We start from the raw sequence: 24,049 nt of genomic DNA on the forward strand, positions 1-24,049 counted from the left end.
CCACGACAGGTGCTCGCCAGCGGCTGAGCCCCGGTTCCGGTAAGGGTATAACCAAACATCCGTCGGCCACGCCGACACAGGTTGATGCGGCCCCATCCCGCACACCGGACCCGGATCAAGCACCGTCAGGCACTGAGAGGAGACCCGTTGTGAAAGCCCCGGCTACCAAGTCAGCGAAATCAGCCAAGCCCGCCGCTGCGGGCACGAAGGGGCGCACTCCGGCGACCAAGGCCTTGGTGTCTGTGGCGCGAAAGCCTGCTGCCAAAAGCACTGTGAAGCCGGCTGTCAAGGTACCGGCGAAAGCAGCGGCCAAACCGTCTCCCAAGCCCGCCGCGAAAGTGGCGGCCAAATTGCCCGTGAAGGCCGCCTCCAAACCCGTGGCCAAGGCAGCTGCCCCATCGAAAGTACCCGCACCGTCCAAGAAAACCGCTTCGCCTCCCGCGAAAGCCGCAGCCAAACCCGTGGGCAAGCCCACGGTTGCGAGCAAGCCCACGCCTTCCCGCACACCCGCGGTCAAGCCCATTCCGGCGAGTACCGCCAAATCCAAGGCACAGCCCGCCGCCAAGGCGGCTGTTCCCACCGTGACCACTTCTGCTCCCCGGGCGGCATCTGCCGCCCCTGTCTCCAAAGTTGCCAGCGCCAAGCGCGCCCCGGCACCGGCCCCCGTGGTTGTTGAACCCACGCCTCGCCCATTGGGCAAGCGGGCCGCCAAGAAAGTCATGATGGAGCAGATGACCCAGGCTGCGGTGGTGCCGACCCACGCACCCGATGCCGCGAAAGCGACTTTTTCCCACACGAACGAACGTGCCGTCATGACCCCTCCCGTCCCCTCATCCATCCAGAAGGACCCCAAGCGGGCCAACAACTGGAAAACCCTGCCTGCTGATCAGTTGACCGATCAGGACGTGCAAGCCATGCCTGACAGCGAATACATGAGCGATCTGCAGTTGGCCTACTTCCGCCGCAAGCTCTCGCAACTCAAGGCCGACATGCTGGCCAACGCCGGTGAGACCACCGAGCACCTGCGTGAAGACACCGTGGTGGTGCCCGATCCTGCCGATCGCGCCACCATTGAAGAAGAGCACGCCCTGGAGCTGCGCACCCGTGACCGCGAGCGCAAGCTGCTCAAGAAGATCGAACAGGCGATCGTGCGCATCGACTCCGGTGACTACGGCTATTGCGAAGAAACCGGTGAGCCCATCGGCGTTGGTCGCCTCATGGCCCGCCCCACCGCCAGCCTGTCGCTCGAAGCCCAGCAGCGGCGTGAGCTCAAGCAGAAGATGTTCGGAGACTGAGCCCCTTCCACCGAGCCCGATCCCGAACCATCTCCGGCAACCACTGATCCATGTCCAAGGACGATTCCAACGGCGGCTTCCTCTCGAAGGTGGTGAAGTTCGTGCGCCACCCGACCACGAGCTGGGCCGATCTGGACACCCGTCAGGCCGATCGGGAAAGTGAGTACAGCAAGGCAGCGCTCAAAGAGATGATCGAGCGCAAGCGCCGCAACGACTTCGTGCGCAAGCGCGAATTCGACATGCTGCGCAAGATTCGCAGCCGCGAGGGCACGAGCCCCGAGGGGCCGGGCATGAGGCCTTCGTTCTTCCAGAGCAGCCTGCCCTCCAAGCCAGACGACCGTGCCGAGACACTGAAGAAGATCGACGAGATCGAAGCCCAGATGTCGATGCAGTGGTGGAAGACCAAGGGCCCGGACTCATTGGTCAGCACCGGATCCAGTCTCAACACCGGCGCCCACAGCACGGGCGGCACGCCGCTCAAGACCAAGGAAAACATGCCGGTGGTGCGCGCTGCGCCTGATGCCGTGGCGCGTCAGCGCAAGGCGCAGTACGACGAGACCGAGCCCGCACCCCTGCCCGTGAACGCACCGGCCTCTTCGGTTGCCACCCAGGCTTCGGGCGCACGCAATCCCGCTGCACAGACCCGGGAGGTCACGGAGAGCCTGAGCAGCAAGGTCACGCCTGTCACCCCGTCGCGCACCGGCCTGATGGCGCCGACGCAGTCCAGCGAGCTCTCCAGCTCGAATTCCCGTGGCGGCGGTTTTTCTGCGTCCCATTTCTACTCGCTCGATGTGCAGGAGATCGTTCAGGATCCTGATGTCGAGGAGGCCGCCATCCGTTTCGCCAACGGCGATGACGCCGGCGCCGAGCAGGGACTCATGGAGGTGTTGGGCGAAGGTGGCTCCAAGGTTGACGAGATCGACGACTGGCTTGCCCTTTTCGACCTGTACCGGGCCACGGGTCAGCTGGCCTCGTTCGAAAGCCGTGCCGTCGATTTCGTCAACCGGTTCAACCGGTCGGCCCCCCAGTGGTACGACATGCCCGAGACCGTGTCGTCCATGACCGGCAAGACCTTCACGCCCACCGCCAGCAACAACCGGGCGGTCTGGGTCAGCGAGGCTGAGCTTGATGCCCACGCGGTGGGAACCTTGCAAAACATCTTGCTGCGTGCCAAACAGCCCTGGGTCCTTGACTGGACGCCCATGGAGTCCATGGACCTGAAGGCGGCGCGTGCCTTGCTGGGCATCTTCACGCTATGGGGTGACCAGGATGTGGAGTTGCGCTTCCTGGGCTCGGCTGTTTTTCGCGACCTGCTCAAGAACTACACGCCCTCGGGACGCCGCGACGTCGAGCAGCTCTGGTGGGAGCTGCGCATGGCCGTGCTTCGCGTGATGAACCGGCCCGACGAATTCGAGTTGACCGCGCTGGACTTCTGCGTGACCTATGAAGTGTCCCCTCCCGGCTGGGAGAGGCCACGTTGCCATGTGACGTCCATCGCGGTCGATCGCACGGATGACGCAGGGCAGTCCGTCCTGGGCGAAGCCGTTCTGGAGGCGGTACCGTCGGTCTATCCGGGCGAATCGGTGCTCGAAGGACAATCATCTGAGTTCAACCAGCTGGGTCTGGTGGAGCTCTCGGGAGAGATCCGTGGCGACCCGCAGGGCACGCTGGACATGCTCGAACGCCGCCTGATGGGCGCCGACGTGCTGATCATTTCCTGCCGCAACCTGATCCGGGTGGATTTTTCTGCCGCAGGCACCTTGCTCAACTGGGTGTCTCAACACCACGCCGAACGCCGCCTGGTGCAGTTCGTGGATGCCCACCGCCTGGTGTCGGCGTTTTTCCACGTCATCGGCATCACCGAGTACGCCAAGGTCGTGGTCCGCAACGACTGATCCGCACGGCTCGGGTCGTGTAAGGCAGGTCCTACACGTTGTTTCAAACAGCGGAACCGGGCGCTGTTGCAGGGCCCCGGATCAACCCCAATTGAAGACCATGGAATCATTTCACGGAACCACCATCATCTGCGTGCGCCGCCAGACGCCCGAGGGCATGCAGGTCGCCATCGGCGGTGATGGGCAGGTCACGCTGGGCAACATCGTCGTCAAGGGCACGGCCCGCAAGGTGCGCAAGCTGCACCACGACAAGGTGCTGGCCGGATTTGCCGGCGCCACCGCCGATGCCTTCACGCTGTTCGAGCGCTTTGAAGCCAAGCTGGAGAAGCACCAGGGCCACCTGGTGCGAGCGGCCATCGAGCTCACGCGCGACTGGCGCACCGACCGAGTGCTGCGCCGTCTGGAAGCCATGCTCGCGGTGGCCGATCAGAGCGCTTCGCTGATCATCACCGGCAACGGCGATGTGCTGGAGCCCGAACACGGCATCGTGGCCATCGGGTCGGGTGGTGCCTATGCGCAGGCGGCGGCCAAGGCCCTGCTGGACCACACCGAACTCAGCGCTGAAGAGATCGTGCGCAAATCCTTGGGCATTGCAGGCGAGCTTTGCATCTACACCAACATGAACCACACGGTGGAGGTGCTCTGATGTCTTCAATGACCCCCCAGGAAATCGTCTCGGAACTGGACCGCTTCATCATCGGCCAGAAGGGTGCAAAGCGAGCCGTGGCCATTGCACTGCGCAACCGCTGGCGGCGTCAGCAGGTCGATGAAAAATTGCGGCCCGAGATCACGCCCAAGAACATTCTCATGATCGGTCCGACCGGCGTGGGCAAGACCGAAATCGCGCGCCGCCTGGCGCGGCTGGCCGACGCCCCGTTCATCAAGGTCGAGGCCACCAAGTTCACCGAGGTTGGCTACGTGGGCAAGGACGTGGACAGCATCATCCGCGACCTCGCCGAAATCGCGATCAAGCAGACGCGCGAAGTGGAAATGCGCAAGCAGCGCGTGCGCGCCGAAGATGCCGCCGAAGACCGCATTCTCGATATCTTGATCCCGCCGGCCCGAGGTGCGGAGCCGGTGACCAATGTGGTGCCACTGCCCGAGAGCACCGCTCGGCAGAACTTCCGCAAGAAGCTGCGCGAAGGTGACCTGAACGAGCGGGAGATCGAGATCGATCTGCTGGAGACGCGCCCGACCATGGAAATCATGGGTCCGGCCGGCATGGAGGACATGGCCGAGCAACTGCGTGGCATGTTCAGCCAGATCGGCGCTGGCAAACGCCAGACCCGCAAGCTCAAGATCGGTGAGGCCATGAAGCTGCTGATTGACGAAGAGGCGGGCAAGCTGGTCAACGAAGACGAGATCAAGACGCGTGCGTTGCACAACGCGGAGCAGAACGGCATTGTCTTCATCGACGAGATCGACAAGGTGACCTCGCGCAGCGACTCCGGCAGTGCCGAGGTGTCCCGTCAGGGAGTGCAGCGCGATTTGCTGCCGCTGGTGGAGGGCACGACCGTGACCACCAAGTACGGCGTGATCAAGACCGACCACATCCTGTTCATTGCCAGCGGCGCGTTCCATCTGGCCAAGCCGAGCGATCTGATTCCCGAGTTGCAAGGCCGCTTTCCCATCCGGGTGGAGCTGCAGTCGCTGTCGGTCGACGATTTCGAGGCCATCCTCACGCAGACCCATGCCTCGCTGGTGCGCCAGTACCAGGCGCTGCTGGCCACCGAGGGTGTGGCGCTCGAGTTTTCGCCCGAAGGCATCCGCCAGCTCGCGCAGATTGCTTGCGATGTGAACGAACGCACCGAGAACATCGGCGCGCGCCGCCTGGCCACCGTGATGGAGCACCTGCTCGACGAGGTGAGTTTTGATGCAACGAAGCTGCAAGGCCAGACCATCACCATCGATGCGGCCTACGTGAACGGGCGCCTGGCTGCGCTCAGCCGCAACGAAGATCTCTCGCGCTACATCCTTTGAGCGCGCGTCCGGGCCTGGACGCGGTCCGATGACGACGAAGGCCACCAACGCGCGCCGTTGGTCGGCCTATCTCCCTCTACGCACCCGTCTGGACGACCCCGGACACGGCAGGGTTTTGAAGCATCACATTCAGAGCCGGTTGTAAGTGCTTGCTTTTAATGCATTTTTGACGCTCAAACAGCTTCAAAATGTATCCTAAGTGGTTGATTTCATTGGAAAAAATTTCCATCCGCTGAGTTGCACGCCTTGGTTTTCCTGATAAAGTGGAAAAAAGTGCATTTAAGTGGTGAAAAGTGTTTTCCAAGGATTGATCGCGGTGTTTCAGGGTGCTTCTTCTCTCAGTCTCGACGCCAAGGGTCGGCTCTCGGTGCCCACCCGGCACCGTGACGTCCTGAGCGCGGGTGCGAGTCAGCTCACCATCACCAAACACCCCCACGGTTGCCTGATGATTTTCCCGCGCACCGCGTGGGAGCAGTTCCGCGATCGCATTGCCTCGCTGCCCATGCAGGCCCAGTGGTGGAAGCGCATTTTTCTGGGCAACGCCATGGATGTGGAGATGGACGGCACAGGCCGTGTGCTCGTTTCGCCCGAGCTGCGCGCAGCCGCCGGCATCAGCAAGGACGTGGTGCTGCTCGGCATGGGCGCCTACTTCGAGCTGTGGGACGCGCAGGTGTATGCGGCCCAGGAAGCCGAAGCCATGAAGGCCGACATGCCCGATGTCTTCAAGGACTTCTCTTTCTAAGGGCGATGGTGCAAGGCGCATGGATTCACCACACCGTCCTGTTGAACGAGGCCGTGCAAGCACTGGCGATCAACCCGGACGGCCACTACGTCGACGCCACCTTCGGGCGCGGGGGTCATTCGCGTCTCATCCTCGAGCAGCTGTCCCGTCAAGGGCGGCTGACCGTCTTCGACAAGGACCCGCAAGCCGTGGAGGCGGCGCAGGCCCTGGCCGCCATCGATGCGCGCCTGGCAGTGCGTCATCAGGGGTTTTGCAATCTCGGCGAGCTGGGGGCGGCCAGCGTGGACGGTGTGCTCATGGATCTCGGCGTGAGTTCGCCACAGATCGACGACCCCGAGAGGGGTTTTTCTTTTCGCAACGATGGCCCTCTGGACATGCGCATGGACACCACGCGCGGCCAGAGCGTGGCTCAGTGGCTGGAAACAGCCGATGTCTCAACCCTGTCGGAGGTCATCCGTGAATATGGCGAAGAACGGTTTGCTCAACCGATTGCAAAGGCGATTGATCGTCGCCGACAGGAACGGGGCCCTTTTCGAACCACCCGCGAGCTGGCCGAAGTCGTGGCTGGCGCGGTCAAAACCCGCGAGCCGGGCAAGGACCCTGCAACGCGCACATTTCAGGCTTTTCGGATTTTCATCAACGCCGAGCTTGAAGAGCTGCAACAAGCGCTAGAGGCCAGCCTGCAGGTGTTGCGTCCCGGAGGAAAACTGGTGGTGATCAGCTTCCACTCGCTCGAAGACCGCATGGTCAAGCAGTTCATGGCGCGCCATTCGCGCGCCGTGGTGGACCGTCGCGTGCCGTTTGCCGAGCCTGCGCCCATGGCGCTGAGCGGCTTGAAGCGTGTGATGCCGTCGGACGAAGAGGTCAAGGGCAACCCGCGTTCGCGCAGCGCCGTGATGCGCGTGGCCGAAAGAACCGAGGCTGCACCGTGATCCGACTCAACCTCGTGCTGCTGCTCGCCGTGATCGCCAGTGCGTTCTACCTGGTGCACACCCAGTACGAGTCGCGCCGCCTGTATGCCGCGCTCGACAAGGCGCAGGCGCAGTCGCGCAAGCTCGATGCCGAACACGAGCAACTGCAGGTGCAAAAGCGCGCGCAGGCCACGCCCGCCCGCGTTCAGCAGCTTGCCACGCGCCAGCTGCAGATGCGCCCGGTCACACCCGGCATCACGCAATACGTGACGGTGTTCGAGCCTGCAGCGCCGGCGGAGGGCGCCAGATGAGCCGCAGCATCAACTACAGCGCCAGTCCGCTGCTGGCCAGCAAGACGCCGGTGTGGCGCAGCAAGTTCATCGTGGCCGCGCTGGCGGTGGCCTTTGCAGGCCTGGCCGCTCGCGCTGCCTATGTGCAGGTGTTCGGCAACGACTTCTTCCAGCGCCAGGGCGAGGTCCGCTTTGCCCGCACGCTGGAGCTGCCGGCCAACCGCGGCCGCGTGCTGGATCGCAACGGCCTGATCCTGGCCTCCAGCGTGGTGGCGCAAAGCATCTGGGCCATTCCCGAAGACGTGGACCGCGCCGACCCCAAGCTGCGCCAGCTGGCCAAGCTGCTGGACATGCCATTGGCCGAGCTGCGCAAGCGCTTGCTGGTGGACGACAAGACTTTTGTGTGGATCAAGCGGCAGGTGGACGAGCCTGTGGCCAAGGAGATCGCGGCGCTGGGTATCAAGGGCGTCTATCAGCGCCGTGAGTACAAGCGCCAATACCCCGAGGGCGAAGCGGCTGCACACGTGGTGGGCTTCACCAACGTGGAAGACCGCGGGCAAGAGGGTGTGGAGCTGGCATTCAATCAGCAGCTCTCGGGCAAGAACGGTTCGCGCCGCGTCATCAAGGACCGTCTGGGCCGCGTGGTCGAAGACGTGCGCGACGTGGTGCCGCCCGTGGATGGCCCCGACCTGCAGCTCTCGATCGACAGCAAGGTGCAGTACTTCGCCTACCAGAAGCTCAAGGAAGCCGTGCTGACCCACAAGGCGCGCGCGGGCAGCGTGGTGGTGCTGGATACGCAAACCGGCGAGGTGCTCGCCCTGGCCAACTACCCCAGCTACAACCCCAACCGGCGCGTGAACCTCAGTGGCGAGCAGTTGCGCAACCGCGTGCTCACCGACAGTTTCGAGCCAGGCTCGACCATGAAGCCCTTCATCATCAGCCTGGCGCTGGACAAGGGCATGGTCACGCCCACCACGCCCATCAACACCGCGCCGGGCCGCATCACCATCGGTGGTTCCACGATCAGTGACTCGCATCCGAACGATGTGCTCACGGTGTCGCAGGTGATCCAGAAGTCGAGCAACGTGGGCACGGTCAAGATGGCCATGCAGATGAGCCCGCGCGAGATGTGGGAAACCTATGCCCAGGCGGGCTTTGGGCAGAAGCCGCAGGTGCCGTTCCCCGGCGCCGTGACCGGTCGCCTGCGCCCCTACAAGTCCTGGCGCCCGATCGAGCAGGCCACCATGAGCTACGGCTACGGCCTCTCGGCCTCGTTGTTCCAGTTGGCGCAGGCCTACACCATCTTCGCGCGCGATGGCGAACTGATCCCGGTGACGCTGCAGAAGGCCGAGGAGCCGGTGGGTGGTGTGCGCGTGTTCAGCGAGAAGAACGCGGTCGCGGTGCGCGCCATGCTGCAGATGGCCGCGGGCCCGGGTGGCACCGGATCGCGCGCGCAGACCATGGGCTACTCGGTGGGCGGCAAGTCGGGCACCGCGCGCAAACAGGAAGGCAAGGGCTACGCCGACAGGAAATACCGCAGCTTCTTCGTGGGGCTGGCGCCGGTGGAGGCACCGCGCATCGTGGTGGCCGTGATGGTCGATGAGCCCAGCAATGGCCAGTACTACGGCGGTCTGGTGGCCGCACCGGTGTTCAGCGAAACGGTGCAGCAGACCTTGCGCATCCTCGGTGTGCAGCCCGACATGAGCGTGAAGCCGCAGATCGTCACCGAAGTGGTCGAGGAATCGTTCTGATGAAGACGCTGGACCAGCCCCAGGACATCGCGGCGTGGTTGCGCGCCAAAGTCACCGGCGCGCTGCAGTGCGACAGCCGTCGCCTGCAGCCGGGTGATGGTTTTGTGGCCTGGCCCGGCGCGGCCACCGACGGGCGTCGCTATGTGAACGGTGCGCTGGCCTCGGGCGCCGTGGCCGCGCTGGTCGAGCTGGAGGGCGTTGAAGCGTTTGGTCTGGACGATGCGCGCGTGCTGGCCGTGCCCGGCCTCAAGGCGCTGGCTGGCGCCATCGCCAGCGGGTATTGCGACCACCCGAGCGCCGCGCTCGATGTGCTGGCCATCACCGGCACCAATGGCAAGACGTCCTGCGCTTGGTGGACGGCGCAGTTGCTCTCGGTGTGTGCACGGCCTTGCGCCGTGGTGGGCACCCTGGGCATGGGCCAGCCCGGCTCGGGCCTGGTGCCCACGGGTCTCACCACGCCCGACCCGGTGATGCTGCAGCAGCAATTGCGCCAGTTCGTTGGCGAGGGACTGAAAGCCTGCGCCATTGAGGCCTCGTCCATCGGCCTGGTCGAAGGCCGCCTGAACGCCACGCAGGTGCGCGTGGCGGTGTTCACCAATTTCACCCAGGACCACCTCGACTTCCACGGCAGCATGGACGCCTACTGGGCCGCCAAGGATGCGCTGTTCGACTGGCCCGGTCTGGTCAGCGCGGTGGTGAACACCGACGATGCTCAGGGCCGCAAGCTGGCCACCCGTCTGACCTCACATGCCCTGGACCTGTGGACCGTGGGCATCGAGCAGCCTGCCCGCCTGAGCGCCGTGGAGATCGCCTTCACCCACGCCGGCATGACCTTCAACGTCGTCGAGCGAGACCTGCAGGGCGTCGAGCTGGATCGCCACGCCTTGCAGGTGCCTTTGGTGGGGCGCTACAACGTGTCCAACCTGCTCTGCGTGCTCGCCTCGGCGCGGGCCCTCGGTGTGTCGCTGCAGCAAGCGGTGAAGGCCTGCGGAGCGCTCACGCCGGTGCCCGGCCGCATGGAGCAGGCCGACACCGCCGCCACCGACCAGCCACTGGTGCTGGTGGACTACGCTCACACGCCCGATGCCCTGGAAAAAGCGCTGCAGGCCCTGCAGCCGCTGGCGGCCCGACGCGGCGGCGCGCTGTGGGTGGTGGTGGGTTGCGGCGGTGACCGCGATGCCGGCAAACGCCCGATCATGGCCGCTGTGGCGGAGCGCGAAGCCGCCCATGCGGTGCTCACCAGCGACAACCCACGCAGCGAAGACCCCATCCACATCCTGGGCCAGATGGTCGCGGGCCTGTCCCACCCCGGTGCCGCCCTGGTCGAGCCCGACCGCGCAGCCGCCATCGCGATGGCCGTGGCGCGAGCGCAAGCCCCGGACGTGGTGTTGATCGCCGGCAAAGGTCACGAGGACTACCAGGACGTGATGGGGGTGAAGAGGCCGTTTTCCGACCTTGTTCAGGCGCGCCACGCCCTGACCCGGCGCGCGGCGCAGGGAGTCCACGCATGAAGACGCTCGGCCAGTTGCTCACCCAGCTCGATGGCGCCCGCGTGGTGGGCCATCCTGACGTGGCCATCACCCGCGTGCACACCGACACCCGCAGCCTGCAGCCCGGTGATCTGTTCGTTGCCTTGAAGGGCGAGCGTTTCGATGCGCACGACTTCCTGCCGCAGGCGGCTGCACAGGGCGCGGTGGCCGCCATCGCCCACGGCGGATTGGCCGGGGCCGGCCTGCCCGGCGTGGAGGTGCCCGACACGCGCCGCGCGCTGGGCGAACTCGCGCTGCTGTGGCGCCAGCAGTTCCATCTGCCGCTGATCGCCGTGACCGGCAGCAACGGCAAGACCACCGTGACGCAGATGATCGCGTCCATCCTGCGCGCCGCGGTGGTCGACGCGGCCCACGCCACGCAGGGCAACTTCAACAACGAAATCGGCGTGCCGCTCACGCTGCTGCGCCTGAACGCGTCGCACAAGCTCTCGGTGGTCGAGCTCGGCATGAACCACCCCGGCGAAATCGCCGAACTCGCCGCCCTCACCCGGCCCACGGTGGCCCTGGTGAACAACGCGCAGCGCGAACACCAGGAGTTCATGGCCACGGTGGAAGCCGTGGCGCTGGAAAACGGCCAGGTGATCCAGGCGCTGGGGGGCGACGGCGTGGCCGTGTTCCCGTCCGACGATGCGTATTCGCCGCTGTGGCGCGGTCTGGCCGCCGGCCGCCGCGTCGTCACCTTCAGCGACAGCGACCCAGCCGCCGATGTGGCGGCCGTCAAGGCCGACTGGCAGGATGGCGCCTGGACGCTGTGCTTCACCTCGCCCGCGGGCAAGGGCACGGTGCACCTGAAGATCGCTGGCCGGCACAACGTGCGCAATGCGCTGGCCGCCACGGCGTGCGCGCTGGCCGCTGGCGTGACGCTGGACGCCGTGGTGCGCGGGCTCGATGCCTTCGAGCCGGTGGGCGGCCGCTCGCGCGCGCTGGCGCTGCAAATCGACGGACGCACCCTCACCCTGATCGACGACACCTACAACGCCAACCCGGACTCGGTGCGCGCCGCCATCGACGTGCTGGCCGAACTGCCCGCCCCCCGTCTGCTGGTGCTGGGCGACATGGGCGAAGTGGGCGAACAAGGCCTGGCCTTTCACGAAGAGGTGTTGCGCCACGCGCGCGATCGTGGCATCGAAGCTGTGCACGTGGCTGGCGACTGGATGCGCCAGGCCGCGCCTGTGTGGCCCGCCGTCACGCACTGGAACGAGGTGCCCGCCATGGCCGGTGCGGTGTGCGCCGCCGTGAGCGACGACCGCCCGGTGTTCCAGAGCGTGCTGGTCAAGGGCTCGCGCTTCATGCGCACCGAACGCGTGGTGCAGGCCTTGCTGGCGCTCGATCCCGCACAACACGACAACAAGAAGGACAACGCCCATGCTGCCTAGCCTGGCCCTGTGGCTGCAAGGCCTGTCGCCCGATTTCGGTTTTCTGCGGGTGTTCCAGTACCTCACGTTCCGCGCCGTCATGGCTGCGCTCACCGCGTTGCTCATGGGGCTGGCCGCCGGTCCGTACTTCATCCGCCGCCTGGCCGCGCTGAAGATCGGACAGCCGATCCGCGAATACGCCATGCAGACCCACATCAGCAAGGGCGGCACGCCCACCATGGGCGGCGTGCTGATCCTGTTTTCCATCGCGGTCTCCACCATCCTCTGGTTCGACCTGTCCAACCGCTTCGTGTGGATCGTGCTGCTGGTGACGCTGGGCTTTGGTGCCATCGGCTGGGTGGACGACTGGCGCAAGGTCGTGCACAAGGACCCCGAGGGCATGCGCTCGCGCGAGAAGTACCTCTGGCAATCGCTCATCGGTCTGGTCGCCGCGTTCTACCTGGCGTTCAGCGTGTCCGAGACCAGCAACCTGCGCGTGCTGCAGTTGTTCTTCGCCTGGGTGTCGTCGGGCTTCACGCTCGACCTGCCGCCGCAAGCCGGCCTGCTCGTGCCCTTCTTCAAAGAGATCAGTTACCCGCTGGGTGTGTTCGGCTTTGTGGTCATGACGTACCTCGTCATCGTCGGTTCGAGCAACGCGGTGAACCTCACCGATGGCCTGGACGGCCTGGCCATCATGCCGGTGGTGATGGTGGGCTCCGCGCTGGGCGTGTTCGCCTACGTCACCGGCAACGTGGTGTTCGCGAAATACCTGTTGCTGCCGCACATCCCCGGCGCGGGCGAACTGCTGATCTTCTGCGCCGCCATGGCCGGCGCGGGCCTGGCCTTCCTGTGGTTCAACACCCACCCGGCGCAGGTCTTCATGGGCGACGTGGGCGCGCTGGCGCTCGGCGGCGCGCTGGGCACCATCGCCGTCATCGTGCGGCAAGAGATCGTGCTGGCCATCATGGGCGGCATTTTCGTGGTCGAGGCGCTCTCGGTCATGCTGCAGGTGACCTGGTTCAAGTACACCAAGCGCCGTTACGGCACCGGTCGCCGGCTGTTCCAGATGGCACCGCTGCACCACCACTTCGAGAAAAAGGGCTGGAAGGAAACGCAGGTCGTCGTGCGCTTCTGGATCATCACCATGCTGTTGTGCCTGGTGGGTCTGTCCACCCTGAAGCTGCGCTGAACACCATGCACGACCAGCACGTCCTCATCCTCGGCCTGGGCGCCTCCGGCCTGGCCATGGCGCGCTGGTGCGCGCGCCAGGGTGCGAACGTGACCGTGGCCGACACGCGCGAACAGCCCCCGCAGCTCGGCGCCTTGCAGGCCGAGTGCCCGCAGGCCAGCTTCGTGAGCGGCGCCTTTGACGAGACGCTGATGGCGCGCGGCGGCTGGACGCTCATCGCTCGCAGCCCGGGACTGGCGCCCGCGTCGCTGGAAGCGGTGTTCGGCTGGGCGCAGGCCCACGGCGTGGCGGTGCTCGGCGAGCTGGGCCTGTTTGCCCGGGCCCTGAAGAGTCTGGCCGAGCGCGAGCGCCTTCCTTACAAACCCAGGGTGCTCGCCATTACCGGCACCAACGGCAAGACCACCGTGACCTCGCTCACCACCTTGTTGCTGCGGCGTGCCGGCGTGTCCGTGGCCATGGCGGGCAACATCGGACCGACCTTGCTGGATGTGCTGTCTGCCGCGCTCGACACCGAAGCCGTGGCCCAGCAGGCCGATGACGAGCGTGCCGCGGCCGAGGCGCTGGCCGAAGCGCCGGTGGCGGTCGCCCCTGTGGCCGACGCCGGGATGGACGTTGTCCAGGCGTCCGAGCCTGCTGACGAGGACGCGCCCGTGCCGGCCGCCGAGGCCGATGAAGACGGCCCGGCCATGCTCGTGCCGCCTCCCGTCCAAGCACCGCAGCCCGCGCACCTGCCGCGCGTCTGGGTGCTGGAGCTCTCCAGCTTCCAGCTCGATGGAGCGGCCGGCGGCGAATGGGATCTTGTGCCCACGGCCGCCAGCGTGCTCAACATCACCGAGGACCATCTCGACTGGCACGGCAGCATGGCCGCCTACACGCAGGCCAAGGCCGCTGTCTTCGGTGCGCAGGCCCTGATGCTGCTCAACCGCGACGATCCTCAGGTCATGGCCCTGCAGCCGCGCCTGGTGACGGTGAAGGTGGGCAACCGCAACCGCCAGCAGAGCGCCCGGCCCTGGGCCAGTTTCGGCCTGGACACCCCCACCCGCGCCGGCGACTGGGGCATCGAGTCGCTCAACGGCATGGCCTGGCTGGTGCGTGCCCTGGCGCTGGACGAGACGCGCAAGCGCGCTCGCGCCTCCGATGAAGCCGAGGAAATCTACTTCCAGCGCTTGATGCCCGTGGATGCGCTGCGCATCCGCGGCCGCCACAACGCCGCCAACGCCCTGGCCGCGCTGGCCCTGGCCACCTCCACCGGCGCTGCGCTCGGTCCCATGCTGCATGGCCTGCGCGAGTACCGCGGCGAGCCTCACCGCGTGGAGCCAGTGGCCATCATCGACGAGGTCGAGTATTTCGACGACAGCAAAGGCACGAACGTGGGCGCCACGCTGGCTGCGGTGAACGGCCTGGGCGCCGAGCGCCGGCTGGTCGTGATCCTGGGGGGCGACGGCAAGGGGCAGGACTTCGCGCCGCTGGCCGCGCCGCTGGCGCGCTCCGCCCGCGCCGTGGTCTACATCGGCCGCGACGCCGGGCGCATCCGCGCGGCGGTGGGTGATGCCCTGGAGCAGGCGCAGGTGCCCCAGGTGGACGCCACCACGCTGGCCGAGGCCGTCACGCTCGCTGCGCAACAGGCCCGCTCGGGCGACGCGGTGTTGATGTCGCCAGCCTGTGCCAGCCTGGACATGTTCGACAACTACGAGCACCGTGCGCGCGTGTTCGTGGACGCGGTCGGGGCGCTGGCCACCGAGCGTGGCATGAGCCTGGAGGGCGGCCTGTGAAGAAAAAAGCCGTGCCCACCCTGAGCTGGTCGCAGCGCCTGCGCGAAGGCCTGGCCGCGCTCAATCCGCGCTTGCTCGGTCGAGATCTGGCGGGCGCACTCGCAGGCGGCGGCTCGCGCGACGGCCTGCCGGTGCGCCTGTCCAACCGCACCTACGCAGGCACGCGAAATGTGGCCGTGCGCGAACTCGGCTTCGACCAACCCTTGCTGTGGGTGGTGGTGGCCTTGCTCTCCTGGGGCCTGGTGATGGTGTATTCGGCCTCCATCGCGCTGCCCGACAACCCGCGCTTTGCCAACTACGCCCACACCCACTTCGTGCTGCGCCACGCCATCTCCATGGTGATCGGTGTGATCGCGGCCATGGTGGCATTCCAGTTCCCCCTTCGGTCCTGGGAAAAGATGGCGCCGTGGCTGTTTGCCGTGGCGCTGGTGCTGCTGGCGCTGGTGCTGCTGCCCTTCATCGGCCGGGGCGTGAATGGCGCGCGGCGCTGGATATCGCTGGGGATCATGAACTTTCAGCCTTCGGAGCTGGCCAAGCTGGCCGTGCTGCTCTACGCCGCCGACTACATGGTGCGCAAGATGGATGTGAAGCAGCGCTTCTTCCAGGCGGTGGCGCCGATGGCCGTGGCCGTGGGTGTGGTCGGCATGCTGCTGCTGGCCGAGCCCGACATGGGGGCGTTCATGGTGATCGTGGTGATTGCCATGGGCATCCTGTTCCTGGGCGGCGTGAACGCGCGCATGTTCTTCCTGATGGCGATGGTCGTCGTGGGCGCGTTCGCGCTCATGGTGATGACCAGCGAGTTCCGACGCCAGCGTGTGTTTGCCTACCTCGATCCCTGGAGCATGGAACATGCCTTGGGCAAGGGATACCAGCTGTCGCACTCGCTGATCGCGTTCGGCCGTGGCGAAATCTTTGGCGTGGGCCTGGGTGGCAGCGTGGAGAAACTCAACTGGCTGCCCGAGGCCCACACCGACTTCCTGCTGGCCGTGCTCGGCGAAGAGTTCGGTCTGGTCGGCGTGGTGGTGCTGATCGGTCTGTTCCTCTGGCTCACGCGCCGCATCATGCACATCGGCCGCCAGGCCATTGCACTCGACCAGGTGTTCGCCGGGCTGGTGGCGCAGGGCGTGGGCCTGTGGATGGGCTTCCAGGCCTTCATCAACATCGGCGTGAACCTCGGTGCCTTGCCCACCAAAGGTCTCACCCTGCCGCTCATGAGCTACGGTGGTTCGGCCATCTTGCTCAACCTCGTCGCCATCGCCATTGTCCTCAGGGTCGATTACGAAAACCGCCAGATGATGAAAGGGGGCCGCTCATGACCCCCTGCGCGTTGATCATGGCGGGCGGCACTGGCGGCCACATCTTCCCTGGCCTGGCCGTGGCCGAAGCCCTGCGCGAGCGCGGCTGGCGTGTGCACTGGCTGGGTGCGCCCTCCAGCATGGAAAGCCGCCTCGTGCCGCCGCGCGGTTTTGCGCTGGAAACCATCGATTTCGGCGGTGTGCGGGGCAAGGGTCTGGTGACGCTGGCGCTGTTGCCCTTGCGCCTGCTGCGCGCCTTCTGGCAAGCCTTGCAGGTGGTGCGCCGCGTCAAGCCCGACGTCGTGGTGGGCCTGGGCGGCTACATCAGTTTCCCCGGCGGGATGATGGGCGTGCTTGCCGGCAAGCCGCTGGTGCTGCACGAACAGAACTCGGTGGCCGGCATGGCCAACCGGGTGCTGGCCGGCGTGGCCGACCGGGTGTTCACCGCATTTCCCCATGTGTTCAAGAAGGCCCAGTGGGTGGGCAACCCGTTGCGCGCGCCGTTCCTGCAACAGGCCGCACCCGCCGAGCGGTTTGCCGGGCGCAGCGGCCCGCTGCGCCTGCTGGTCGTGGGCGGCAGTCTGGGTGCCAAGGCGCTCAACGACGTGGTGCCGCAGGCGCTCGCCCTGATTCCCGAGCAGCAACGCCCCACGGTGGTCCACCAGAGTGGCGAGAAGCAGATCGACGCCTTGCGCGCCAACTACATCGCCGCCGGCGTGCACGCCGACCTCACCCCCTTCATCGACGACACGGCCCAGGCCTTCGCCGATGCCGACCTCATCGTTTGCCGCAGCGGCGCCAGCACCGTGACCGAGATCGCCGCCGTGGGCGCGGCCGCGCTGTTCGTGCCGTTCCCCTCGGCGGTGGACGACCACCAGACCACCAACGCACGCTTCCTGGTGGACGCGGGCGCGGCCTGGCTGGTGCCACAAACCGAACTCAGCCCCCAGCAACTCGCGCTTCGCTTGCAGAGCTTGCAGCGCGATCAGCTGGTGGCCATGGCCGAGAAGGCCAAACAGATGCAGAAAACAGAAGCCGTGGCGGCCGTGGTGTCCGCCTGCGAGCAACTCGCGAAAGTCCAGACAACATGAAACACGCCATTCGCCACATCCATTTCGTGGGCATCGGCGGCGCCGGCATGAACGGCATCGCCGAGGTGCTGCTCAACCAGGGCTACCGCATCTCCGGCAGCGACCTGGGCGAGAGCACGGTCACGCGTCGCCTCGTGGCGCTGGGCGCCCAGGTGTTCATCGGCCACGACGCCGCCCACATCGAAGGGGCCGATGCCATCGTCACGTCGACGGCGGTGAAGGAAGACAACCCCGAGGTGGTGGCCGCCCACGCCAGGCTGGTGCCGGTGGTGCCGCGCGCGGTGATGCTGGCCGAGCTGATGCGCATGAAGAAAGGCGTGGCGATTGCCGGCACGCACGGCAAGACCACCACCACCAGTCTGGTGGCCAGCGTGCTGGCCGCCGCCCAGCTGGACCCCACCTACGTGATCGGGGGTCGCCTCAACAGCGCTGGTGTGAACGCCGCGCTCGGCTCGGGCGAGTACATCGTGGTCGAGGCCGACGAGTCGGACGCCTCGTTTCTGAACCTGCTGCCCGTGCTCTCGGTCGTGACCAACATCGACGCCGACCACATGGACACCTACGGCCACGACTTCGGCAAGCTCAAGGCCGCCTTTGTCGAGTTCCTGCACAAGATGCCGTTCTACGGCGCGGCCGTGGTCTGCGTGGACGACGCCGCGATCCGCGAGATCCTGCCGCTGATCGCGCGGCCCATCACCAGCTATGGTTTTTCGGAAGACGCGCAGGTGCGCGCCATCAACGTGCGCGCGGTCGGCACGCAAATGCACTTCACCGTGCAGCGGCGCAACGGCGTGGAGCTGCCCGACCTCGACGTGGTGCTCAACCTGCCGGGCGACCACAACGTGCTCAATGCCTTGGCCGCCATCGGCATCGCGGTGGAGCTCGGTGTGGACGACGCGGCCGTGGTGCGGGCCCTGGCCGATTTCAAGGGCGTGGGCCGGCGCTTCCAGCGCTACGGCGAAGCCGCGCTGCCCCACGGCGGTACCTGCACCGTGGTGGACGACTACGGCCACCACCCGGTGGAAATGGCGGCCACGCTGGCGGCTGCGCGCGGTGCCTATCCCGGTCGCCGCCTGGTGCTGGCGTTCCAGCCGCACCGCTATTCCCGCACGCGTGACTGCTTCGAGGACTTCGTGAAAGTGATCAACCACGCCGACGCCGTGCTGCTGGCCGAGGTCTATTCCGCTGGCGAGAGCCCCATCGTGGCGGCCGACGGCCGCTCACTGGCGCGTGCGCTGCGCGTGGCCGGCAAGCTGGAGCCGGTCTTCGTGGACGACATCAACGCCATGCCCCAGGCCGTGCTGGACAACGCGCGGGACGGCGACGTGGTCCTGTGCATGGGCGCGGGCACCGTGGGTGCGGTGGCAGGTCGCGTGATGGAACTGTCGCAGGGAGCCGCTGCATGAACACAAAGGACAACGCAGTGATCGATCCGAAGGCGCTGGGCAAGGTGGCGGTCTTGATGGGCGGGCGTTCGGCCGAGCGCGAGGTCTCGCTGATGTCGGGCACCGGCGTATTGGCCGCGCTGAAGTCCAAGGGCGTCGATGCCCACGCCTTCGACCCGGCCGAGCGCGGCCTGGACGAACTCAAACGCGAAGGCTTCACCCGCTGCTTCATCGCGCTGCACGGCCGCTTCGGTGAAGACGGCACGGTGCAGGGCGCGCTGGAGTTGCTGGGCATCCCCTACACCGGCCCCGGTGTAATGGCATCAAGCGTGGCGATGGACAAGCTCATGACCAAGCGCATCTGGCTGGCCGAGGGCCTGGCCACACCAGCCTGGCGCCAGGTGCACAGCGCCGAGCAGACCGTGGCCGCTTACCGCGCCCTGGGCTCGCCCATGATCGTCAAGCCCGTGCGCGAGGGCTCCACCATCGGCCTGACCAAGGTCACCACCGAGGCGCAGTGCGCAGCCGCCTACGAGCTGGCCGCCAAGCAGGACCCGCTGGTCATGTGTGAGCAGTTCATCTCGGGCGATGAAGTCACTTGCCCAGTGCTTGGCACAGGGGCGGGCGCCCGCGCGCTGCCCGTGATCCGCATCGTCGCGCCCGACGGCAACTACGACTACCAGAACAAATACTTCACCGACGACACCAAGTACCTCGTGCCCTGCGGCTTGCCCGACGGCGAAGAGGCGGTGATCCAGGCGCTGGTGCTCAAAGCCTTCCGTACGCTGGACTGCCGTGGCTGGGCGCGCGCCGACGTGATGATCGACGCGGCCACGCGCACGCCGTACCTGCTGGAGATCAACACCTCGCCCGGCATGACTGGCCACTCGCTGGTGCCGATGTCGGCCCGCGCGACCGGCCTGTCGTATGAAGACCTGTGCGTGGCTGTGCTCGCCACCGCCGCGCTGGACAACCCGGCCTGATCACCGCACCACCCCATGGCCACCACCCCCATACCCCTGGACGTCAAGCTCATGACCGCGCTCACGCACGCGCTGGTCGTGCTGTTTGCCGTGCTGTGCCTGGGCGCGCTGGGTACCTGGCTGGTGCGCCACCCGGTGTGGACGGTGAAAGCCATCACCGTGCAGGGCGATGTGGTGCACCAGAACGCGGTGAGCTTTCGCGCCCAGCTGGCCACGCAGATGAAGACCCGGCTCTCAAGCAGCTTCCTCACGGTCGACCTGCAGCAGGTGCGCGAGCTGTTCGAGGCCGTGCCGTGGGTGCGGCAGGCCGTGGTGCAACGCGAGTTTCCCAACCGCTTGCGCGTGACCTTGCGCGAGCACCAGGCCGTGGCCTGGTGGGGCGAGTCGGGTTCTGGCCGCTTGGTGAACGAACTCGGCGAGGTCTTTGAAGCCAGCCCCGACGACAGCGACAACCTGCCCGAACTCGCTGGACCACTCCAGCAGTCGGCCCAGGTGTGGGCGCTGTACCAGCGCCTGCAAGCCGAACTCGCGCCGCTCAACCTCGGCCTGGAGCGGCTCGAACTCACCGAGCGCGGCAGCTGGCGCGCCCAGCTGGACAACGGCGCGCAGGTCGAGCTCGGCCGGGGCACTCCCGACGAGCTGCTGGCGCGCACGCACCGTCTCAAGGCCACGCTGTCCCAGCTCACCGAGCGTTACGCCGGTGCGCTGCAGTCGATCGATCTGCGCTACCCCAATGGTTACGCCCTGCGCCTGCGCGGCGTGACCACCGTCAACGACATCGCTCCCACCGCAACGCAACCCACACGGTAATCAAGAAGCAATCATGGCCAAGGAATACAAGGATTTGGTGGTCGGACTCGACATAGGCACCGCCAAGATCATGGTGGTGGTCGCCGAGGTCCAGCCCAACGGCGAACTCAAGCTCGCGGGCCTGGGTGTGGCCGCCAGCCATGGCCTCAAGCGCGGCGTGGTGGTCAATATCGACGCCACCGTGCAGAGCATCCAGCAGGCTCTCAAGGAGGCCGAGCTGATGGCCGACTGCCGCATCGCCCGCGTCTACACCGGCATCACCGGCAGCCACATCCGGGGCATCAACTCCAGCGGCATGGTCGCCATCAAGGACCGCGAAGTCACCGCCACCGACGTGGCGCGCGTGATCGAGACCGCCAAGGCTATCAACATCTCGACCGACCAGCGCCTGCTGCTGGTGGAGCCACAAGAGTTCGTGATCGACGGCCAGGAAGTGAAAGAGCCGATCGGCATGAGCGGTATCCGCCTGGAGGCCAAGGTGCACATCGTCACCGGTGCGCAGAGCGCGGCGGAAAACATCATCAAGTGCGTGCGTCGCTGCGGGCTGGAGGTGGACCAGCTCATGCTCAACCCACTGGCCAGCAGCCAGGCGGTGCTGACCGACGACGAAAAAGAACTCGGCGTGGCGCTGGTCGACATCGGCGCCGGCACCACCGACGTGGCGATCTTCTCGGGCGGCGCGATCCGCCACACCGCGGTGATCCCGATCGCTGGCGACCTCATCACCAGCGACATCGCCATGGCGCTGCGCACGCCCACGAAAGACGCCGAAGACATCAAGGTGGAGAGCGGGTGTGCGAAGCAGCTGCTGGCCGACCCAGACACACAGGTCGAGGTACCCGGCCTGGGTGATCGCGCGCCGCGCATGCTGAGCCGCCAGGCGCTCGCTGGTGTGATCGAGCCGCGTGTGGAAGAAATTTTTTCGCTGGTGCAGCAGGTGCTGCGCGATTCGGGCCACGAGGAAATGCTGTCCTCGGGCATCGTGCTCACGGGCGGCAGCGCGGTCATGCCCGGCATGGTTGAGCTTGGTGAAGACATCTTTCTCAAACCCGTGCGCCGTGGCATCCCGAACTACGCCAGCGCACTGTCGGACATGGTGGCGCAGACGCGTGCGGCCACGGTGATGGGCCTGCTCGAAGAGGCGCGCCTGGCGCGCGTTCGCGGGCACAAGGTGTCGCAAAAAGCGGGTTCCGTGCAGGGTGCACTGGAACGCATGAAAAACTGGTTTGTGGGGACGTTCTGATGAAACACATGATCACACCCGCACCGCGAAGCCACCTGCGCACCCGATGCATGGAATGCACCGGACCGCCTGGCTGAGCCCCGACCCGAACCCGAATCCAAAGCGTATTTTTTTTGAATCACAAGCGCCCTTTCATGGGCACACAAGGAGCACCCAATGAGCATCGAAATGATTGAAGTCGAAGAATTCAACCTCGGCACCCAGATCAAGGTCATCGGCGTCGGCGGTGGCGGCGGCAACGCGGTCGAGCACATGATCGCGCGCAGCGTGCAGGGCGTGGAATTCATCTGCGCCAACACCGATGCGCAATCGCTCCAGCGCAGCGCCGCGCACAAGACCATCCAGCTCGGCACCACGGGTCTGGGCGCCGGCAGCAAGCCCGACAAGGGCCGCGACGCCGCTGAAGTGGCGGTGGAGTCGATCCGTGAAGCCATTGCCGGCGCGCACATGCTCTTCATCACGGCCGGCATGGGCGGCGGCACCGGCACCGGCGCTGCACCCGTGATCGCCCGCGTGGCCAAGGAAATGGGCATCCTCACCGTGGGTGTGGTCACCAAGCCGTTCGACTGGGAAGGCGGTCGCCGCATGACCAACGCCGACCACGGCCTGGCCGAACTCGAAGCCAATGTGGACTCGCTGATCGTGGTGCTCAACGAGAAGCTGCTTGAGGTGCTGGGCGACGACGTGACGCAGGACGAGGCCTTTGCCCACGCCAACGACGTGCTGAAAAACGCCGTGGGTGGCATTGCCGAGATCATCAACGAGTACGGCAACGTGAACGTCGACTTTGAAGACGTGCGCACGGTGATGGGTGAGCCCGGCAAGGCCATGATGGGCACGGCCGTGGCCGCTGGCCCCGACCGCGCGCGCATCGCTGCCGAGCAGGCCGTGGCCTGCCCGCTGCTGGAAGGCATCGACCTCTCGGGCGCCAAGGGCGTGCTGGTGCTGGTCACGGCGGCCAAGGGTTCGCTCAAGCTGTCGGAGTCCAAGCTGGCGATGAACACGATCCGTGCTTACGCGTCTTCCGAGGCGCACGTGATCTACGGTGCGGCTTACGACGACAGCCTGGGCGACGAGATGCGTGTGACCGTGGTGGCCACGGGTCTGTCGCGCCAGGGTGTGCGCCGCACGGCGCCTCCGCTGCAGGTGCTGCGCACCGGCACCGACAACGTGCCGTTCAATGTGCCGACGGTGAGCACCGCCGTGGGTGGTCCGGGCGCGACCCAGCCGGATTACAACTCCATGGCCGTGCCCAGTGTGTGGCGCACCAACCGCACCCAGGCTGCGGCCAAGGTGGACGCGTTGGCGTCGGGTGGCATGGACGATTTCGAAATCCCTGCTTTCTTGCGCAAACAGGCGGATTGACAAGCTCCCCCCTGCGCGGCTGCGCCGCTTCCCCCCGGAGGGGGGACGGAACCTGCGGTCTGGCAAAGCCAGTCCCGCGGCTCCTCTGGTGTGAAGTCACCTGCTCCGGCGGGCGTGTCTCGTTCCAGAGATGCCGTAGAACCGGCTTTGCCGGGCCACAGGCATCGTCCCCCCTCTGGGGGGAAGCGCCGTCAGGCGCGCAGGGGGGAACTAAAATGCCTTCATGCTCGCGCAACGCACCCTCAAATCCCTGACCAAAGCGGTGGGCGTTGGCCTGCACAGCGGTCAGCGCGTGGAGCTCACCCTGCGCCCCGCCGCGCCCGACACCGGCATCGTGTTCCGCCGCGTCGATCTGCCCGAACCGGTGGAGATTGTGGTCAACGCCACCGCCGTGACCGACACGCGCCTGGCTTCCACCATCTCCAACGGGAATGTGAAGGTGCACACCATCGAGCACCTCATGAGCGCTTGCGCCGGCCTGGGGCTGGACAACCTGTACGTGGACATCACGGCCGAAGAAGTGCCCATCCTCGATGGCTCCTCGGCCTCGTTCGTCTACCTGCTGCAAAGCGCCGGCATCGTGATGCAGAAGGCGCCCAAGCGCTTCATCCGCGTCACCAAACCCGTGGAGGTGCGCGAAGGCGAAGGCAAGAACGTCAAGTGGGCGCGGCTCGATCCGTTCCATGGCTACAAGCTCGCCTTCGAAATCGAGTTTGACCACCCGGCGGTGAACTCCACCGGCCAGCGCGTGGAGTTCGACTTCGGCAGCGGCCAGTACGCGCGCGAGATCGCTCGCGCCCGCACTTTCGGTTTCACCAAGGACGTGGAAGCCATGCGCTCGCACGGCCTCGCTCTGGGTGGCGGGCTCGACAACGCCATCGTGATGGACGACGTGAAGGTGCTCAACGCCGACGGCTTGCGCTACCAGGACGAGTTCGTCAAGCACAAGATCCTGGACGCCATGGGCGACCTCTACATCGTGGGCAAGCCGCTGCTGGCGGCCTACAGCGCGTTTCGCAGCGGCCACGCCATGAACAACCAGTTGCTGCGCGCCCTGCTGGCGCGCACCGACGCCTGGGAACTCGTGAGCTTCGAGCAGGAGCGCGAAGCGCCGCAGGGCTTCGCGCAACTGGCACCGGCCTGGTAA

Annotated in this window: 20 protein-coding genes; all 20 read left to right on the plus strand. The window is 66.4% G+C overall.

The annotated features are described in order from the left end of the window. Positions 1-272: 272 nt before the first annotated feature. On the plus strand, positions 273-1,295 hold the full coding sequence (gene dksA / locus F9Z44_RS03770; RefSeq protein WP_328793963.1) for an RNA polymerase-binding protein DksA: 1,023 nt from the start codon (positions 273-275) through the stop codon (positions 1,293-1,295). 50 nt (positions 1,296-1,345) lie between these two features. Further along, entirely contained in the window at positions 1,346-3,190 is a 1,845-nt protein-coding gene (locus F9Z44_RS03775) for an STAS domain-containing protein (protein ID WP_159603733.1), read from the plus strand. A 100-nt stretch (positions 3,191-3,290) separates the two neighbouring features. Then, positions 3,291-3,836, plus strand: coding sequence for an ATP-dependent protease subunit HslV (gene hslV / locus F9Z44_RS03780; RefSeq protein WP_159603735.1), 546 nt, complete (start codon positions 3,291-3,293; stop codon positions 3,834-3,836). Further along, complete coding sequence (gene hslU, locus F9Z44_RS03785; RefSeq protein WP_159603737.1) at positions 3,836-5,170, plus strand: ATP-dependent protease ATPase subunit HslU; 1,335 nt, start codon at positions 3,836-3,838, stop codon at positions 5,168-5,170. The genes hslV and hslU overlap by 1 nt, the downstream gene beginning before the upstream one ends. Before the next feature lie 316 nt (positions 5,171-5,486). Beyond that, positions 5,487-5,912, plus strand: coding sequence for a division/cell wall cluster transcriptional repressor MraZ (gene mraZ / locus F9Z44_RS03790; RefSeq protein ID WP_056270695.1), 426 nt, complete (start codon positions 5,487-5,489; stop codon positions 5,910-5,912). A 5-nt stretch (positions 5,913-5,917) separates the two neighbouring features. Continuing rightward, the gene (gene rsmH / locus F9Z44_RS03795) at positions 5,918-6,844 is read left to right on the plus strand and encodes a 16S rRNA (cytosine(1402)-N(4))-methyltransferase RsmH (RefSeq protein WP_159603739.1); all 927 of its coding nucleotides are present in this window, start codon (positions 5,918-5,920) and stop codon (positions 6,842-6,844) included. Next, positions 6,841-7,134 (plus strand): cell division protein FtsL, encoded by a 294-nt coding sequence (ftsL, locus tag F9Z44_RS03800; protein ID WP_159603741.1) that lies wholly within the window; start codon positions 6,841-6,843, stop codon positions 7,132-7,134. Before rsmH ends, ftsL begins: the two co-directional genes overlap by 4 nt. Then, positions 7,131-8,864, plus strand: coding sequence for a peptidoglycan D,D-transpeptidase FtsI family protein (locus tag F9Z44_RS03805; protein WP_159603743.1), 1,734 nt, complete (start codon positions 7,131-7,133; stop codon positions 8,862-8,864). The genes ftsL and F9Z44_RS03805 overlap by 4 nt, the downstream gene beginning before the upstream one ends. After that, a complete protein-coding gene (locus tag F9Z44_RS03810; RefSeq protein WP_159603745.1) occupies positions 8,864-10,375 on the plus strand; it encodes a UDP-N-acetylmuramoyl-L-alanyl-D-glutamate--2,6-diaminopimelate ligase in 1,512 nt (503 codons plus the stop codon). The genes F9Z44_RS03805 and F9Z44_RS03810 overlap by 1 nt, the downstream gene beginning before the upstream one ends. Next, a complete protein-coding gene (locus F9Z44_RS03815; protein WP_159603747.1) occupies positions 10,372-11,790 on the plus strand; it encodes a UDP-N-acetylmuramoyl-tripeptide--D-alanyl-D-alanine ligase in 1,419 nt (472 codons plus the stop codon). Before F9Z44_RS03810 ends, F9Z44_RS03815 begins: the two co-directional genes overlap by 4 nt. Further along, a complete protein-coding gene (gene mraY, locus F9Z44_RS03820; RefSeq protein WP_159603749.1) occupies positions 11,780-12,958 on the plus strand; it encodes a phospho-N-acetylmuramoyl-pentapeptide-transferase in 1,179 nt (392 codons plus the stop codon). The genes F9Z44_RS03815 and mraY overlap by 11 nt, the downstream gene beginning before the upstream one ends. 5 nt (positions 12,959-12,963) lie before the next feature. Beyond that, positions 12,964-14,730 carry a UDP-N-acetylmuramoyl-L-alanine--D-glutamate ligase gene (gene murD / locus F9Z44_RS03825; protein WP_159603751.1) on the plus strand — a complete coding sequence of 589 codons (1,767 nt, stop codon included), beginning with the start codon at positions 12,964-12,966 and terminating at the stop codon, positions 14,728-14,730. Positions 14,731-14,768: 38 nt separating this feature from the next. Continuing rightward, entirely contained in the window at positions 14,769-16,046 is a 1,278-nt protein-coding gene (gene ftsW, locus F9Z44_RS03830; protein WP_201450045.1) for a putative lipid II flippase FtsW, read from the plus strand. Further along, the gene (gene murG / locus F9Z44_RS03835; RefSeq protein ID WP_159603753.1) at positions 16,043-17,116 is read left to right on the plus strand and encodes an undecaprenyldiphospho-muramoylpentapeptide beta-N-acetylglucosaminyltransferase; all 1,074 of its coding nucleotides are present in this window, start codon (positions 16,043-16,045) and stop codon (positions 17,114-17,116) included. The genes ftsW and murG overlap by 4 nt, the downstream gene beginning before the upstream one ends. After that, a complete protein-coding gene (murC, locus tag F9Z44_RS03840) occupies positions 17,113-18,522 on the plus strand; it encodes a UDP-N-acetylmuramate--L-alanine ligase (RefSeq protein WP_159603755.1) in 1,410 nt (469 codons plus the stop codon). The genes murG and murC overlap by 4 nt, the downstream gene beginning before the upstream one ends. Next, a complete protein-coding gene (locus F9Z44_RS03845) occupies positions 18,519-19,484 on the plus strand; it encodes a D-alanine--D-alanine ligase (protein ID WP_159603757.1) in 966 nt (321 codons plus the stop codon). Before murC ends, F9Z44_RS03845 begins: the two co-directional genes overlap by 4 nt. Before the next feature lie 15 nt (positions 19,485-19,499). Next, a complete protein-coding gene (locus F9Z44_RS03850; RefSeq protein WP_159603759.1) occupies positions 19,500-20,294 on the plus strand; it encodes a cell division protein FtsQ/DivIB in 795 nt (264 codons plus the stop codon). 13 nt (positions 20,295-20,307) lie between these two features. Next, positions 20,308-21,537: a cell division protein FtsA gene (gene ftsA / locus F9Z44_RS03855; protein WP_056270025.1), complete on the plus strand. Its 1,230-nt coding sequence runs from the start codon at positions 20,308-20,310 to the stop codon at positions 21,535-21,537. Between the two features lie 156 nt (positions 21,538-21,693). Further along, a complete protein-coding gene (ftsZ, locus tag F9Z44_RS03860; RefSeq protein WP_159603761.1) occupies positions 21,694-22,902 on the plus strand; it encodes a cell division protein FtsZ in 1,209 nt (402 codons plus the stop codon). Between the two features lie 223 nt (positions 22,903-23,125). After that, positions 23,126-24,049, plus strand: coding sequence for a UDP-3-O-acyl-N-acetylglucosamine deacetylase (gene lpxC / locus F9Z44_RS03865; RefSeq protein ID WP_159603763.1), 924 nt, complete (start codon positions 23,126-23,128; stop codon positions 24,047-24,049).

Origin of the sequence: Hydrogenophaga sp. PBL-H3, assembly GCF_010104355.1 — a bacterium.
Classification (GTDB): Bacteria; Pseudomonadota; Gammaproteobacteria; order Burkholderiales; family Burkholderiaceae_C; genus Hydrogenophaga.

Coding starts and splice junctions, on each gene's coding strand:
- F9Z44_RS03775 (WP_159603733.1), top strand. CDS start 1,346: ATGTCCAAGGACGATTCCAACGGCGGCTTCCTCTCGAAGGTGGTGAAG.
- hslV (WP_159603735.1), top strand. CDS start 3,291: ATGGAATCATTTCACGGAACCACCATCATCTGCGTGCGCCGCCAGACG.
- hslU (WP_159603737.1), top strand. CDS start 3,836: ATGTCTTCAATGACCCCCCAGGAAATCGTCTCGGAACTGGACCGCTTC.
- rsmH (WP_159603739.1), top strand. CDS start 5,918: ATGGTGCAAGGCGCATGGATTCACCACACCGTCCTGTTGAACGAGGCC.
- F9Z44_RS03805 (WP_159603743.1), top strand. CDS start 7,131: ATGAGCCGCAGCATCAACTACAGCGCCAGTCCGCTGCTGGCCAGCAAG.
- F9Z44_RS03810 (WP_159603745.1), top strand. CDS start 8,864: ATGAAGACGCTGGACCAGCCCCAGGACATCGCGGCGTGGTTGCGCGCC.
- F9Z44_RS03815 (WP_159603747.1), top strand. CDS start 10,372: ATGAAGACGCTCGGCCAGTTGCTCACCCAGCTCGATGGCGCCCGCGTG.
- mraY (WP_159603749.1), top strand. CDS start 11,780: ATGCTGCCTAGCCTGGCCCTGTGGCTGCAAGGCCTGTCGCCCGATTTC.
- murD (WP_159603751.1), top strand. CDS start 12,964: ATGCACGACCAGCACGTCCTCATCCTCGGCCTGGGCGCCTCCGGCCTG.
- murG (WP_159603753.1), top strand. CDS start 16,043: ATGACCCCCTGCGCGTTGATCATGGCGGGCGGCACTGGCGGCCACATC.
- murC (WP_159603755.1), top strand. CDS start 17,113: ATGAAACACGCCATTCGCCACATCCATTTCGTGGGCATCGGCGGCGCC.
- F9Z44_RS03845 (WP_159603757.1), top strand. CDS start 18,519: ATGAACACAAAGGACAACGCAGTGATCGATCCGAAGGCGCTGGGCAAG.
- F9Z44_RS03850 (WP_159603759.1), top strand. CDS start 19,500: ATGGCCACCACCCCCATACCCCTGGACGTCAAGCTCATGACCGCGCTC.
- ftsA (WP_056270025.1), top strand. CDS start 20,308: ATGGCCAAGGAATACAAGGATTTGGTGGTCGGACTCGACATAGGCACC.
- ftsZ (WP_159603761.1), top strand. CDS start 21,694: ATGAGCATCGAAATGATTGAAGTCGAAGAATTCAACCTCGGCACCCAG.
- lpxC (WP_159603763.1), top strand. CDS start 23,126: ATGCTCGCGCAACGCACCCTCAAATCCCTGACCAAAGCGGTGGGCGTT.